Annotated in this window: 12 protein-coding genes and 1 pseudogene; 9 read left to right on the top strand and 4 right to left on the bottom strand. The window is 44.8% G+C overall.

Annotated features, from left to right (window positions below; all coding sequences use genetic code 11):
- Positions 1 to 86: 86 nt before the first annotated feature.
- Positions 87 to 710 (bottom strand): TetR/AcrR family transcriptional regulator, encoded by a 624-nt coding sequence (locus ACN0W5_RS17270; RefSeq protein WP_417455324.1) that lies wholly within the window; start codon positions 708 to 710, stop codon positions 87 to 89.
- 212 nt (positions 711 to 922) lie between these two features.
- Here ACN0W5_RS17270 and ACN0W5_RS17265 point away from each other — a divergent pair, with 212 nt between their 5' ends.
- From ACN0W5_RS17265 to ACN0W5_RS17225, 9 genes and pseudogenes are all read left to right on the top strand, one after another.
- Positions 923 to 2,098 carry a pyridoxal phosphate-dependent aminotransferase gene (locus ACN0W5_RS17265; protein WP_417455323.1) on the top strand — a complete coding sequence of 392 codons (1,176 nt, stop codon included), beginning with the start codon at positions 923 to 925 and terminating at the stop codon, positions 2,096 to 2,098.
- Between the two features lie 56 nt (positions 2,099 to 2,154).
- Positions 2,155 to 3,771, top strand: a complete 1,617-nt coding sequence (locus tag ACN0W5_RS17260; RefSeq protein WP_417455322.1) for a 5-guanidino-2-oxopentanoate decarboxylase — start codon at positions 2,155 to 2,157, stop codon at positions 3,769 to 3,771.
- A gap of 198 nt (positions 3,772 to 3,969) precedes the next feature.
- Positions 3,970 to 6,363: a 4Fe-4S binding protein gene (locus ACN0W5_RS17255; protein ID WP_417455321.1), complete on the top strand. Its 2,394-nt coding sequence runs from the start codon at positions 3,970 to 3,972 to the stop codon at positions 6,361 to 6,363.
- A gap of 89 nt (positions 6,364 to 6,452) precedes the next feature.
- Entirely contained in the window at positions 6,453 to 8,354 is a 1,902-nt protein-coding gene (gene nosZ, locus ACN0W5_RS17250) for a TAT-dependent nitrous-oxide reductase (RefSeq protein ID WP_417455320.1), read from the top strand.
- A gap of 18 nt (positions 8,355 to 8,372) precedes the next feature.
- Positions 8,373 to 9,722, top strand: a complete 1,350-nt coding sequence (locus ACN0W5_RS17245; protein WP_417455319.1) for a nitrous oxide reductase family maturation protein NosD — start codon at positions 8,373 to 8,375, stop codon at positions 9,720 to 9,722.
- Between the two features lie 86 nt (positions 9,723 to 9,808).
- Positions 9,809 to 10,642, top strand: a pseudogene (locus ACN0W5_RS17240) (ABC transporter ATP-binding protein); the annotation flags it as partial.
- Position 10,643: 1 nt separating this feature from the next.
- Entirely contained in the window at positions 10,644 to 11,474 is an 831-nt protein-coding gene (locus ACN0W5_RS17235) for an ABC transporter permease subunit (protein WP_417455318.1), read from the top strand.
- Positions 11,471 to 12,004 carry a nitrous oxide reductase accessory protein NosL gene (locus ACN0W5_RS17230; RefSeq protein WP_417455317.1) on the top strand — a complete coding sequence of 178 codons (534 nt, stop codon included), beginning with the start codon at positions 11,471 to 11,473 and terminating at the stop codon, positions 12,002 to 12,004. Before ACN0W5_RS17235 ends, ACN0W5_RS17230 begins: the two co-directional genes overlap by 4 nt.
- A gap of 24 nt (positions 12,005 to 12,028) precedes the next feature.
- Positions 12,029 to 13,009 (top strand): FAD:protein FMN transferase, encoded by a 981-nt coding sequence (locus tag ACN0W5_RS17225; RefSeq protein WP_417455316.1) that lies wholly within the window; start codon positions 12,029 to 12,031, stop codon positions 13,007 to 13,009.
- A 91-nt stretch (positions 13,010 to 13,100) separates the two neighbouring features.
- On the opposite strand, the gene ACN0W5_RS17220 is transcribed toward ACN0W5_RS17225, so the two are convergent.
- From ACN0W5_RS17220 to ACN0W5_RS17210, 3 genes are read right to left on the bottom strand one after another with little or no spacing between them, the layout of a single operon-like run.
- Positions 13,101 to 13,916: an ABC transporter permease gene (locus tag ACN0W5_RS17220; protein WP_299375587.1), complete on the bottom strand. Its 816-nt coding sequence runs from the start codon at positions 13,914 to 13,916 to the stop codon at positions 13,101 to 13,103.
- A complete protein-coding gene (locus ACN0W5_RS17215; RefSeq protein ID WP_417455315.1) occupies positions 13,913 to 14,815 on the bottom strand; it encodes an ABC transporter permease subunit in 903 nt (300 codons plus the stop codon). The genes ACN0W5_RS17220 and ACN0W5_RS17215 overlap by 4 nt, the downstream gene beginning before the upstream one ends.
- Positions 14,816 to 14,826: 11 nt before the next feature.
- Positions 14,827 to 15,972, bottom strand: a complete 1,146-nt coding sequence (locus ACN0W5_RS17210) for an ABC transporter ATP-binding protein (RefSeq protein ID WP_417455314.1) — start codon at positions 15,970 to 15,972, stop codon at positions 14,827 to 14,829.
- Positions 15,973 to 16,011: the final 39 nt, after the last annotated feature.

Below are 16,011 nucleotides of genomic sequence, written 5' to 3'. Positions count from 1 at the left end.
ACGTTCAACTAGAAATTTTACATCCAAAGATACGCCCTCGTCTCAAGGGGTATTTCTTTAATATTCTCAATTGCAGTGGTGAAATTTTACAGCTTAAAGGCCCCTGCCATGAGACCATCCACCCAGCCTTCGCATAACATTAACCCCTCTTCAGGAGAGAAAACATCGGGGTTAAGACACCATTCAAGCCAAAGACCATCCAGCATTCCACTAAGGCCAATGGCCGCAAGTCGATAATTAAATTCAGGTGTTTCAGAAGACTTGACCAGATCTCTGAGCATGAGTTCGATTTGTTGGCGAAAGCCTGCATTTGTCTTGTCATGAGACCGTCGCACCTGTTCGGACTTGTCCGACATGTGCCAGAACACAATCCAGATCCTCAGAAATTTTTGATCCAAAACGATTGATGAAAAATAAGCCTTAAAAAAAGCACTCATTTTTTCACGAGGCGATCCGTCTGTTTCAGCAACAATATCGACAACACTTTGCAAAATGTCTGTTGCAAGCTTTTCATAGGCATCTGCAATCAAATCATCTTTACTAGGATAATGGTGGTTTATGAGGCCAACAGAAATCCCCGCTTCCGAACTTATACTTCGCACGGACAGCCCATCGCTTCCCTTCTTTTCAAGGCAGCGAATGGTCGCTTCAACCAAATCTTTTTTCCGAGCGTCTGGTGCCTGACGTCGGAATTTTGGAATTTCTGTCATATTATTCTCGGAAAACTAAACATTAAAACCCGCCTCTTATCTAGATTTACCCTGTATATATCGCCCTGACAACACGTGCGTACAGATCATAAAAATGAACCTAATATCTTTTCCTGTTGAACGACTGTTCAGTTTTATGTACTATCCAAATATACCAACTGTATTCTTTGACAGGCATGGTGACTTTACACCCATTACAAGTCAGGTGATATATGCAACTTTCCCCCCTTACAAAACGCGTAACTGGTGCCGGTGCATCGGCATGGGATTTACATAGTAAGGCTTTGCAGGAAAAGTCCGAGGGTAAAGATATCATCGTGATGAGCGTCGGAGACCCAGACTTTTCAACGCCGAAAAAAATCACATCAGCTGCCAAAGATGCGTTGGATGCAGGTGATACCCATTACACAGAATTAACAGGTCGATACGAATTAAGAGATATCCTGGCCAAACGCCATAGCAAGCGGACAAAACAACCGGTATCTGCCGATAATGTCATCGTTTTAGCTGGTGCTCAGTGTGCCCTCTTCACGTCATCCCTTTGTATCGCGACCCAAGGCGATGAGATTATCGCTCTGGAGCCGATGTATATCACCTATGAGGCCAGCATTTGTGTAACAGGTGCAACGATCGTCCCCGTATCCCAATCAGCAGAAACAGGTTTCAGACCTGATATCAAGGCAATAGAAGATGCAATTACACCAAGAACCAAGGCTATTTTCCTAACAACCCCAAATAATCCAACGGGCGTTGTTATGACAAAGGCAGAACTTGAGAAAATTGCACAACTTGCACAAGCGCATAACTTATGGGTAATCGCAGACGAAGTTTATTCTGATCTGATTTTCACCGGCGAGCATGTCTCTATCGCCTCTATAGCAGGAATGGCAGAGCGGACAGTTACAATAAGTAGCTTATCCAAATCTCACGCCATGACAGGGTGGCGACTGGGATGGGCAATTGGTCCCCAACATCTAATTCAAGCGATGGAAAAAATTGCACTTTGTATGTTGTATGGTCTGCCCGGATTTTCGCAAGAAGCCGCAAAAGTCGCTTTAACCGATCTGGCTGAAGAGCCTCAAAAAATGAAAGAGATCTATCACAAGCGTCGTGATCTAACTTTAGAATCTCTTAAACCAGCAATGAACTTGGTAACCCACAGCCCCCAAGCTGGAATGTTTTTACTGGTCGACATCAGATCAACCGGTCTAACAAGCCGTGACTTTGCGGAACAACTTTACGCTCAAACAGGTGTTTGCGTACTAGATGCTGAGCCTTTCGGTCACAGCGCAAAGGGGCACATTAGATTGTCTTTCACTCTTTCTGAAGAACAGATCATCGAAGGTTGTCAACGAATTTGCGCCTTTTGCAAAACCCTTGGTCAATAACAAGCCGCCGTATATTCCACATCCCCCCCTGCCTTCCTTTATAAAGTGAAACCATCATGACAACACTTGGCGAATTTCTCATAAAGCTACTTGAAAGCTATGAAGTGGATCGGGTTTTTGGCATACCCGGCGTTCATACAATCGAACTTTATCGTGGTCTGGCGAACTCTCCTATTACCCACTATACACCGCGCCACGAACAAGGTGCAGGCTTCATGGCAGATGGCTATGCGCGCATTAGTGGAAAACCGGGTGTATGTTTTGTCATAACAGGTCCGGGGCTTACGAATATAGCAACGGCTATGGCACAGGCCTATGCCGATTCAATACCCATGCTGGTTATTTCGGGTGTTAATAAGACAGAACATCTAGGACACGGTAACGGTAATCTTCATGAATTGCCGAATCAAAGTGCTTTTGCTGAACAGGTGTCGTCATTTAGCTATTCCATTAATCACCCAGATGATTTGCCACAAGTCATGGCACGGGCATTTTCTGTTTTTTCCTGTGCTCGCCCACGACCTGTTCATATTGAAATTCCAATTGATCTGATGTCTGCACCAGCTGATCACCTTATGCCCATCCCTTCTCTGACATTTCCTCATCCCCCGGCCCCAGATAAAACCGCTATTGATCAGATCGCAGACCTCTGTTTTGGTGCAAAATCACCACTTCTAATAATTGGTGGGGGCGTTAAAGGGAAAAATAAATCAGCTCAGGAACTCGCTGAATACTTGGATTGTCCTGTTATTATGACCGTTAACGCTCGGGGATTAATACCTGATACCCATCCTCTTGCAATACCAGCCAGCCCCTCTTTGAAGTCAGTTAGGTCCGTTATTGAAAATTCTGATCTTGTTTTGGCCATGGGAACAGAGCTCGGTCCAACAGATTTTGATATGTATGAAGATCAAGAGTTTACAATTCCTAACACTTTAATTCGCGTTGATCTTGATCCTCTTCAATTACATAGAAACATGCACCCCACGATCGGTGTTATTGGTGACGCAGATCTAACCATGCAGAAACTGGTTCACTTCCTGAAAGAAAATGAACAATCGCACGTAAATAGAAATGGAGCTGACCGCGCCTTAACGACGAAACAAGCGGCATTTAACGAGTTATCAAAGCCGATGCAAGAACAGGTCAAATTTCTTGAAACCATCAAATCATCATTGCCCGGTGTCATGATCATAGGTGATTCAACCCAGCCAGTTTATGCTGGTAATCTCTATTATTCGCCGGATAGCCCCAAAGGCTGGATTAATTCAGCAACGGGCTTTGGAACATTGGGTTACGCACTTCCTGCTGCTATCGGCGCACAACTTGCCGATCCTGAGCGTCCGGTAGTTTGCTTAACGGGTGATGGCGGCATTCAATTTACACTAGGTGAGCTGGGTTCAGCGATAGACGCAGCTGCAAACATTATCGTTATCGTCTGGAATAACGACGGATATCTGGAAATTAAAAACTTTATGCTGGAAAATGATATAACCCCAGAGGGTGTCACGCCCAGTTCCCCAGACTTTCCTGCTATAGCCGAGGCTTATGGTCTTTACGCCGAACATCTTTCATCAAAAGAAGAGCTGCCGGCGGCGTTAAAAAGAGCGCGTGCTGAGAATCGTCCAACCCTTATCCAAATAGAAGAAAATCTATTCAGCCCCACGGGTTAATTCTTTTGCTCTTCCCCTTATATCTCTTCTTATTGAATGCCTGAGATCAGATTTTTAACTATTAGATTGAGAATATAAAACTTAAAGACACATTTTTTTTGCATCTTTATTGACTTACATCAAAGGCAATTTCGGTAAATAGGCAGATGTTTGTTTCCATTAGGATTTTGTCAGTATGTAAGCGAAAGGAGATGCTTCATGCCGAACCAAAAGGCATGGGCAAAGAGTACAACGGAAAAAAACATCAACAGAACAAAGGCAATTGCCGCCTGTCATGATGTATCTGCTGTCTTTATACAAAAGCTCATCTATATACCGCTTCTAATCGGGCTTACTATTCTCTTCGCTTTGGCCACGGCAAATGCTGCGTCAAACAACTTTGAAAAATACCTATCCAAGGTAACACCAAATGAAATATTTGAAGGTGCGACAGAGTTTCGGCTGGTTCCCGGCGCACCTTCCTATGCAGAGATATTAAAAGATAACGAAACAGTTGGATACGCCTATCTCAATACTGACTTCGTTAATGCCACGGGGTATTCAGGTAAACCGATCAACGTAGTCGTCGGTCTAACTCCGGAAGGTGTTGTAAGCGGAACAAAGCTTGTTAAACACCATGAACCTATAGTTCTGATTGGTATTCCAGAAGAAAAAATATCCAATTTCATGTCTGGTTACACTGGTATTGATGCTGTTAGTCGGACAGGACAAAGCCGCGACACGGGTGAAGTCGATATGATCAGTGGTGCAACGGTCACCATCATGGTCATTGAAGATTCTATCTTCAGGTCAGCCATTAAATTTGCACGATATCTTGGCATTGCTGGTGTTCAACAAGATCAAGCATCCGGACCAACAGAAATAAGGCACGTCAACAAAGACATCACCGAGGTTACTGATTGGCAAACGCTACTTGGCAATGGTGCTGTTCGTCACAGGGTAATCACCCTTGCAGAAATCAACGAAGCCTTTGAAAATTCTGGAAACAAAAAAGCAGCTGCTCGTCCAGAAAAGGGGGCGCCAGATGATATCTACATAGATCTCTATGTCGCTCCGGTTAGTGTACCCGCTATTGGAAAGACCTTGCTTGGGGATGCAGAATACAACCACTTGCAAAAACAACTAGAACCCGATCAAGAGGCTGTTCTTATCTTTGCCAATGGTCGCTATTCATTCAAAGGTTCGGGCTATGTACGTGGTGGCATCTTTGATCGCTTTCAACTTATCCAAGGCGAAAGTTCTGTTCGTTTTAGGGATAAGTTCCACAAACGCATCGGTGATCTTGGTGCGGATGGCGCCCCTTATTTCAAGGAAATAGCTCTCTTCCGTATACCAACGGATGTTGAGTTTAACCCGGCAGATAATTTTCGTATAGAGTTACTTGCCAACCGTGAAATTGCAGCAATCAAAAAGATTTTTCTAGCCTTCGAACTAAATTATGATCTGCCAGACAAGTACGTCACAATAGAGAAACTAGCACCCACACCTACTGCGACAACAAAAACATCAGAGTCTTCTGTAAATCAGGAATCATCCGAAGATACCCATCGCGTAGAGTTATGGAAACGCATGTGGGATCTTAAAAGACCCGACATCGCTGTTCTTAGTGTTGCGATTGCCATACTCACGATCATTTTCTTTTTTCAAGACTGGTTGGTTAAACGCCCAAAACTTCTGACATGGACCAGAAATCTGTTTCTTGTCTTTACCGTTCTCTTTATTGGATTTTATGCTCAGGCACAGCTTTCTGTTGTTAACGTCCTCACTTTTGCGAATGCGCTTATAACAGATTTCAGCTGGAACTACTTCCTGATGGAACCCATGATCTTCTTATTGTGGTTATCTGTTGCCGGGGCGCTACTTTTTTGGGGACGCGGGGCCTATTGTGGATGGCTATGTCCGTTTGGGGCCTTACAGGAACTCTTAAATCAAGCAGCTAAATTCTGTAAAATACCGCAATTCGAGCTACCATGGGGACTTCATGAACGCCTTTGGCCCCTGAAATACATTATCTTTCTAGGTCTGTTTGGCCTGTCCCTCTATTCCCTGCAAGACGCAGAACATTGGGCAGAAATTGAACCATTCAAAACCTCTATCATCCTGAAGTTTGTTCGCGACTGGCCTTGGGTTCTCTATGCGGTTGCCCTGTTGGCTGCTGGCCTGTTTGTTGAGCGTTTTTATTGCCGGTACATTTGTCCTTTGGGCGCTGCCTTGGCCATTCCCGGACGTATGCGCATGTTTGAATGGCTCAAACGCCACCCAAAAGACTGTGGTAGTCCCTGCCAGACCTGTGCCAAGGAATGTATGGTTCAAGCAATCCATCCCACTGGCGAGATCAACCCGAACGAATGTCTCTATTGTCTGCATTGTCAGGTTGTTTATCACGATGAACATCGCTGTCCACCAATGGTACAAAAACGCAAGCGTAGAGAACGCCTACAGGATCTTCAAAGCAAAAGCGCTGCTGTTGTAAAAGCAAGCTGCTCTGCAACTGAAATTCCAGATTTCATAGGTGATGATAAGAACAACCCCGGACCTTCTGCAAAAGCCAGAGGGAAAGGCGCTACCCCGGGGAAAGGAACCCCGGGCTAGCAAAACCGTCGCCCCAAGGGCGACAGCACGCCCAGCCTGTTGAATGGTGAGACACGCGACAGGTTGGGCACTTAAAGAGGAGCATATAAATGTCAAAAGATAAAGGTCTGTCCAGACGTGATCTGCTTGGGGGTTCAGCTAAACTAGCGACTATCGCTGGTGTCGGTGCTGCCTCTGGTATTGCTGGATTAGGGGGTGTTTCAACAGCATCTGCGGCTGGCGCTAATAACCCCGCCGCCGTTGAGCCGGGTCAATTGGACGAATACTACGGTTTTTGGTCATCAGGACAAGCGGGTGAACTCCGTATTCTTGGTCTTCCTTCTATGCGTGAGCTTATGCGCGTACCGGTATTCAATAGATGTTCTGCGACAGGTTGGGGACAAACCAACGAAAGTAAGAAAATTCTTACTGAAAACCTGTTGCCACAAACCAAGAAATTTCTTGAAACACGCGGTGGCGACTATATGAACGGTGATTTACACCACCCTCATATGTCCTTTACCGAAGGTGCCTATGACGGCCGTTATCTCTTCATGAATGACAAGGCCAATACACGTGTCGCGCGTGTTCGCTGTGATATCATGAAGGTCGATAAAATCATCGAAATTCCGAATGCGTCAGATATTCATGGTCTGCGTCCGCAAAGATATCCACGTACGGGCTATATTTTTGCCAATGGCGAACACCGTGTTCCCTTGCCAAACGATGGTTCTGTTCTAGACGACCCAAGTAAGTACTTTGCTGTGTTCTCTGCCATTGATGGCGACACCATGGAAGTTAAGTGGCAAGTTAAAGTCAGTGGTAACCTAGATAACGTCGATGCCGATTATCAGGGTAAATACGCGATATCTTCCTCTTACAACTCTGAAGAAGGTGTTAACTTAGCTGAAATGACATCATCAGAGCAGGATCATGTCGTCGTTTTCAACATCAAACGTATCGAAGAAGCCGTAGCCAAAGGTGAATACGAAGTATTTGACGGCGGTGTTCCAGTTGTTGATGGAACCAAAGGTTCTTCCCTTACCACCTACATTCCAATTTCCAACAGCCCGCACGGTGTCAATGCTGCGCCGGATAAGCGCCACATTGTTGTGAACGGTAAACTGTCACCAACAGCATCTGTTATTGACGTTGACCGTCTTGATGATGTGTTTGACGGCAAGATCAAACCTCGTGATGCGATTGTAGCAGAACCACAGCTTGGCCTTGGTCCCCTCCACACAGCATTTGATGGACGCGGCAACGCCTATACCACCCTCTTCCTGGATAGCCAGGTTGTTAAATGGGACATTGAAAAAGCTATTCGCGCCTACAAAGGTGAAGATATCGATCCGATTATTCAGAAGATTGATGTTCATTACCAGCCTGGTCACAACCATACGTCTATGGGGGAAACCTCTGAAGCCGATGGTAAATGGCTGATCTCTATGAACAAGTTCTCTAAAGATCGCTACATCAATGTTGGACCTCTTAAACCAGAGAACGAACAGCTGATCGATATTTCTGGCGACGAGATGAAAATTGTTCATGATGGCCCGACCTTTGCCGAACCACATGACTGTATCATCGTTCACAGATCAGTTGTTAATCCGGTTCATGTTTATGATCGCAACGACCCAACTTTTGCTGATACCGTTGCAATGGCAAAAGCAGACGGCATTGATCTGGAAGATTGCCAGGATGTTATCAGAGACGGTAACAAGGTCCGAGTTTACATGAACTCTGTTGCTCCAGAATTCAGTCTGGAAAAATTCACCGTCAAGCAAGGGGATGAAGTCACCGTCGTGATTACCAACCTTGATGATGTTGAAGATCTGACTCACGGGTTTACCTTGGCAAACTATGGCGTTTGCTTCGAAGTAAGTCCTCAACAAACAGCTTCCGTAACCTTCATTGCTGATCGTCCCGGTGTTCACTGGTTCTATTGTCAGTGGTTCTGTCACGCGCTTCATATGGAAATGCGTGGCCGTATGCTGGTTGAGCCAGCTTAGGGAAAGTTGAGTAGATCGATGGCTTGGTTTTTTAAAAAACTGATCATGAAACAAAATGTTTGGGCGTTTCTTTTTAGCACCGTCGTCTTGATGACGATGTTTGAGAGCCAAGCCGTCGTTTTACAGGTAACACCAGAAACACTAACAACCTCACTAACCAAGGCACAGGACGGCGATGTTATTGTGCTGAACAAGGGTATTTATACAGGTCCGATTGTTTTAAAAAAATCACTGACACTTAAAGGCGAACAAGGTGCCGTCATTGATGGTAATCGCACAGGTAATACCATTGAAGTTATCGCCCCTGACAGTGTTGTTTCCGGTTTAAAGATCATAAATTCCGGACAGGATCTTTCACAACAAAACAGTGGCGTTTTTGTCAATAAGACAGCTCACAATACTGTTGTTAAAAATAATATCTTACAAAACAACCTCATCGGCGTTTATCTCTGGGGACCTAAAAATGCTGTTGTCAGGAATAATCACATTGAGGGTTTACAGGTTCTGCAAGTCAATGATCGTGGGAATGGTGTCCAGCTTTGGAATACGCCGGGATCAATTGTCGAAGGCAATACAATCCTTTTTGGTCGTGACGGTATTTTCACCACCACGAGTAAAAAGAACATCTTCAGAAACAATACTTTCGAAAAAACGCGCTTTGCCATTCACTACATGTATACAAACAATAGTGAAGTCAGCGGCAATATTTCCCGCGGCAACGATGTTGGTTACGCCCTCATGTTTTCCAAAAAGTTGAAAATAACCAACAATCAGTCAATCAATGACAAGGAACATGGTTTTGCGCTCAACTATGCAAACTCATCCCTTTTCAAAGGAAATTTGGTCGAGAACGGCGGCGTAAAATGCGTTTTCATCTATAACTCCAACAAAAATCGTTTTGTGCAAAATCATTTTGAAGGATGCCAAATTGGTATCCACTTCACAGCGGGATCTGAAAAGAATACGGTTAGTGAAAACGCCTTTATCAACAATCAACACCAAGTCAAATATGTTGGTACTCGTCATCTGGATTGGTCAGAGAACAATAGAGGTAATTACTGGAGCGATAACCCTGCGTTCGATCTAAACGGTGATAATATCGCCGATAGCGTCTATCGCCCAAATGATGTTCTGGATCAGGTAATTTGGGCTTACCCCGCTGCGAAGTTGTTGATCAACTCACCAGCTATGGAAATCTTACGTTGGTCACAATCTCAGTTTCCGTCACTACAGCCCGGCGGCGTTTTTGACAGTGCACCCTTGATGACGCCCCCGAAAATTGATCGTATTTCAATGAACTCTGACACATTAAACTCAGGTCTCTTAAATTCTGGCCCATCAAATTCTGGCATGGAGACAAATCCATGATTAAAAACAGCATTATTTTAAAGAATGTTAGTAAGGATTATCCTTCCCACAAAGCTGTGACGGACATTAACTTCTCTGTACCCGAAGGCTGTCTTATGGCTTTGGTCGGACATAACGGTGCCGGAAAAACAACACTGATGAAATTAATTTTGGGGCTGGTACAACCGACAGCAGGGTCACTTTCGATCCTCGGCCACGACCCCAAAGACAAGACAGCGTTCCATTACCGTAATGCCATTGGATTTTTGCCTGAAAATGTTGCGTTTGATGCAAATATGACAGGTAAAGAGCTGATTTCTTTCTATGCAAGCCTAAAAGGGGAGACCAAGTTTCGAAGCTTGGAGCTGATGGATATCGTTGGCTTGTCTGATGCCCTTAATCGTCGTTATAAAACCTACTCTAAAGGTATGAAACAACGTTTGGGACTGGCACAGGCACTTTTAGGTAAACCACGGTTGCTGCTACTTGACGAACCGACATCAGGTCTTGATCCCGCTGCCAGACAACACTTTTACGATATTATCCGTGACCTCAGAAAAGACGGTGTTACGATCTTGCTCTGTTCTCATGTTTTAACCGAACTCGAAGCCCAGACAGATGCCGTAACCGTTATGAACTCTGGCAGGATCGTTGCCTCTGGCTCTTTAGAAGACCTTCGCACACAAGCAAACTTACCACTTAGCCTGCGGATCACTGTGAAAGAAGGTATGACGAAACAAATTGCTCAACCACTTCAAAATCAGAATGCAACGATAACCTTTATGAACGGCAAACATCTGGAAATCGAATGCGCCCCTAGCTCAAAGATGGCAATGCTTCGTCACTTAGGAGAACTAGGTTCACTTATTGAAGACGTCGAACTACAAAATACATCGCTAGACCAGCTGTATGCCGTCTTTAGTGATCAGAGAGGACAATGAGATGAAAACAATCTGGATCATTGCCCTAAAGGAATTAAAAGACGCCCTGCGTAACCGCTGGATCATTGCGGCATCCTGTCTGCTAGCTGTGCTTGCCCTCAGCTTGGCATTTGTGGGGACAGCACCTGTAGGCGGCGCAAAAATTAGTACCATGCAAGTCACTGTTGTCAGCCTTTCAAGTCTGTCTGTTTTTCTTGTCCCTTTGATATCCCTGATGCTTTCTTATGACAGTATTGTCGGCGAGGTCGAGCGCGGCTCTATGCTATTATTGCTCACCTACCCCATCAATCGGTGGCAAATCATTTTAGGAAAATTTCTTGGGCACACTCTTATTCTGTCCATCGCGACACTTCTCGGCTATGGCGCCGCAGGTTTCCTAATCGGATTTAGCTCCAATGGGGCTGGTCTTCAAGACTGGCTTGTATTTGGGAGCTTAATTGCCTCTACCGTTTTATTAGGTAGTGCTTTCTTGTCGATCGGTTATCTACTGAGCGTTTGCGTGAAAGAACGGGCAACAGCAATGGGGTTGGCTGTCGCAGTTTGGTTGTTGTTTGTACTTCTGTTTGATATGGCCGTTTTAGGGGCTTTGGTCGTCGATCAAGGTGAAAATATAAAATCAGATTTTGTAAATTTCCTGCTGCTATTTAACCCGGCTGATTCCTTCAGATTATTAAATCTTACCGGCTTTGACAGTACAGCAGCTCTTTCTGGAATGTCGTCCATTGCTGGACGAGCAGTACTTCCCGTCCAATATGCCATCGTTGCATTAGTAGGCTGGATCACTCTTCCGCTATTGCTTTCCGGATACCTCTTTTCAAGGAGAGAGATATGAACAAGCTCTGCACATTACTGCTTGTATCAGGTAGCTTACTTCTTAATGGCTGTTTCGGTTCAGACGACACACCAAGACCAGATCCGGCAACACTTACATCTGATGACCAAAGTTATTTTTGTGGCATGACAGCTGCGGGTCACCCCGGCCCTAAAGCGCAAATCCACATCTTGGGGCAAACAGTCCCAATCTGGTTCGCTGCAACCAGAGATGCCGTCGGTTATATGAAACTGCCAGACGAAAGTAATGAAATAACAGCCGTTTATGTTACCGACATGGGAAAAGCGAACTGGAAATCACCAGAGGCAGGCCCTTGGATTGATATAAAAGAAGCGACCTTGGTAATTGAAAGCAACCGTCGCGGGGGTATGGGCGCACCTGCTGTTGTGCCGTTTAAAGAAGTCTCATCAGCAGAAAACTTTATATCTCAGTACGGGGGAAGAATGATTTCGTTAGATGAAATCCCGATTGATTATGTGCTTGGAATGGTCGAGATCCCCGATAATCCTGCATTATCAACATTAGAATAAAGCCCTTATATTCAGGTAAATAGCATGCTTAAAAATAAAACCAGAAGGCGTTTTCTACAAATTATCGGAACAGCGTCTCTTCTATCCCCCGCTTTAATCAAGCAATCTCTTGCTCTGGGGACACAAAAAGACGCCGTGTTTTTTAAATGGCAAGGTGTCGCACTTGGCGGGCAAGCTGAAATACTGTTGCCCAAAGAAAAAGGATCAGAAGACCTAGCGCGAAAAATTCAAAACGAAATTAGCCGTTTGGAAAAAATATTTAGCCTTTACCTGCCCGCTTCAGAAATTAATCTCTTAAATTCACAGGGCGAGCTTCAAAACCCTTCGCCAGAGCTTTTTCAAGTTATCTCCAAGGCACATGAAATCTCATCACTGACCAAGGGGGCTTTTGATATAACGATACAGCCCCTATGGCTTGTCCATAGTGAAATGCCAAACCTAACAGATCATAAGCGCAACAAGACCATACAATCAGTCCAAGAATTGATTGATTATAGAAACATAACAGTTTCCCCCGAACATATATCGTTCAAAAAACGCGGGATGGCCATTACCCTTAACGGTATCGCCCAAGGCTTTATTACCGACCGAATTTATCAGCTATTGATAAGCCATGGACTGACAAATAGCTTGGTTAATGTTGGCGAAATTAAAGCGTTGGGAAATCATCCATCTGGCCGTGAATGGGTGGTGTCTATTAAAGGCCAAGAAGAAAAAATGCCCGAAAAGGCTGTAAACCTTCATGCTGGCAAAGCAATTGCCACATCGTCCCCGACAGGTACGATCCTGAAGGATGGTCATTCGCATTTACTTCAGGTTAAGAACACAGATGCCCTAGCTCTTTACAAAACGATGAGTGTTATCGCTGATAACGCCACAACTGCCGATGCTCTATCAACGGGACTATCTTTCATCCCTCCTCAAGAATTGAAAAACATAATTTCAACCAAGGACAACATAGAAATTATCGCACATACAGTTACAGGCGAGACAATCAGGATCTAGCCATGAAATGGTGGGGGCACGTTAGAGACAAGGCTAGGACTGAATTTCTTACATAATTTCGTCTTAAGCCTTAACGCCCTTTACCCCTTACTTAAGATTCAGCCATCCGTTCATCTTCTTTACGCCGCGCCTCTGTCCGTTTCGTCAGTATTGATGCTGTGATGACACCCATTGTGACAATCAAAATTAAAATCGTCGAAAGCGCATTAATCTTTGGCGTCACACCAAGTCTTACCTGACTATATATTTTCATTGGCAAAGTTGTCGCCCCCGGCCCCGACGTAAAGGATGCGATCACCAAATCATCCAACGACAGGGTAAAAGATAACAGCCAAGCAGAAATAATAGCCGGTGCCATGATCGGCAACGTCACCTTTATAAATGATTGAAACGGCGTGCAGCCCAAATCAGTCGCAGCCTCTTCTAATGAACTGTCAAAGGTAACCATTCGCGAAGAGACAACAACAGCTGCATAACACATTGAAAAGGTAATATGGGCCATTGTTATGGTCCAAAAACCCCGGTCAATTCCCATAGAAACAAAAAGTAGAAGCAGAGAAAGCCCGGTTATCACCTCTGGCATTACCAACGGCGCATAGATCATACCAGAAAAAAGGGTTCGGCCGCGAAAACGTCCTGCCCGTACCATGACAACCGCGGCCAGAGTCCCCAGAATTGTGGCCATAGTGGCCGATACTAAAGCAACTCGTAACGTAACCAGTGCTGCATCCAGAAAGGCTTCATCTTTGAAAAGCTCGGCATACCATTTTGTCGAAAATCCACCCCAAACAGTTACAAGTCTGGACTCGTTAAAGCTAAAGAATACCAGAATAAGAATGGGCAAATACAGAAAGACAAATCCCAAGGTCAGGGACGTGGTGTTAAACCATGTAAAACGATTACTCATTGTTCTGCCTCCTGCGCGCGTTCTTGCTGTTTCTGGAACAGAACGATCGGGACAATTAACAATAACAAGAGTAATACAGCAACAGCCGAAGCAACGGGCCAGTCTCTATTACTAAAAAATTCAACCCAAAGGGTTTTCCCAATCATCTTGGTATCAGACCCCCCAAGTAGATCAGGAATAACGAACTCGCCAATCGCCGGGATAAATACAAGGAAAGATCCTGCGATAATCCCCGGAATTGAAAGAGGTAACGTCACCTTCCAAAAAGCAGATATCGCCGTACAACCGAGGTCTTGAGCGGCCTCTAATAACGAACCATCCATTTTTTCAAGTGCGGAATAAAGCGGTAGCACCATAAAAGGCAGATATGAATAGACAATACCGATATAAACAGCTGTGTCAGTATTCAGTATATGTAATGGATCATCCACAACCCCTACGAACATTAGAAGCTGATTGAGCAGCCCTTCAGTTTTCAGAATACCAATCCACGCATAAACCCGGATCAAAAAGCTCGTCCAAAAGGGCAAAATAATCAGCATTAACAAGGTTGGACGCCATTCAGATGGTGCCTTGGCCATAGAGTACGCCAAGGGATAGCCGATCAAAAGGGATAGAACCGTGGATACAAACGCAATTTTCAAGCTGGATAGATAACTCGACCAATAGAGGTCATCTTCGGTGAGCCAGATATAATTCTCAAAATCCAGAGCCCCAAATAATGATTTTATGCCTTCCCAACCATTCTCAAGATCAAAAGTTGGTGTGTAAGGTGGAATTGCAACCGCGACATCCGAAAGCGAGATTTTGAGCACAATCCCGAAAGGAACAAGAAAAAGCAGGAACAACCAAAAATAAGGTATTCCAATAAGTAAAAAGCGACCGAGTTTTCTATCCATGATCCCCGCCCTTAATCCAATAGGACGCCGGCGGTACTACGCCAAGACAACCAGACATGATCTTCCCAGGTAAACTCTCGGTTTGCCAAACGACGTATGTTTGATTCCTGTGCCTTAAAAATCATCCCATTACTTAACCTGACGTGATAAGTGGAAAGATTGCCAACATAAGCAATGTCATCAATCTGCCCTTTTATCTTGTTATCTACATCTTGGGGTTCATCACGGGTGACATGCACCTTTTCGGGACGAATGGCGAAACAAGCATTTTCTTTTTCTGATCGGCTAGCATTGTTCGCAATTTTTATTTCCGGTTCTCCTTCGGCCCAGGCCAATTGAATTCCTTCTTCGGCCTTATGATCAAGCCGGCCTTCGATTATATTCACATCCCCGATAAAATCAGCCACATAACGACTGTTGGGATATTCATAAATGACTTCTGGAGTTGCCACTTGCATGATTTTACCATCGTCCATCACCGCGATACGGCTAGCAACAGTCATGGCTTCTTCTTGATCATGGGTCACAATAACAAAGGTCATACCCAGTTTTTCTTGAATATCCATCAGCTCAAACTGGGTTTGTTCCCGTAACTTTTTATCAAGCGCCCCAAGAGGTTCATCAAGTAAAAGAAGTTTAGGCTTTTTGGCAAGGGAACGGGCAAGTGCAACTCTCTGTCGCTGCCCCCCCGAAAGCTGGTGAGGTTTACGTTTGGCAAACTTGCGTAACTGAACCAGTGACAACATTTCCTCTACGCGTTCTGCGATAAGGTTTTTGGGCCATTTATCCTGTTTCAAACCAAAAGCGATATTCGCCTCAACCGTCATATGCGGGAAAAGTGCGTAAGATTGAAACATCATATTCACAGGGCGCTTATAAGGCGGTACAGCCCCAATATCATCATCACCAAGGGAAATAATACCTTCGCTGGGTGTTTCAAACCCGGCCAGCATGCGCATCATCGTTGTCTTGCCACAACCGGATGGGCCGAGCAGGGCAAAAAATTCACGCTCATAAATATCGAGACTGATATCATCGATCGCGGTAAATGACCCGAAACGCTTGGTAACATTCTTAAATCGCACCAACGGCTTTTCATCGGGATTATCCCAAGGCGCAAAGCGAGCCGATGGTTTCTTGGCTGATGAAGTATTCATAGCACCCTCAAACAATACTCTACACAAAAAAGCATCGCC

Origin of the sequence: Kiloniella sp. (genome assembly GCF_048270245.1) — a bacterium.
In the GTDB taxonomy this organism is placed as follows: domain Bacteria; phylum Pseudomonadota; class Alphaproteobacteria; order Kiloniellales; family Kiloniellaceae; genus Kiloniella.
Note: the sequence above shows the minus strand (reverse complement) of the source record. Positions and strands in the feature narration are given on the sequence as shown.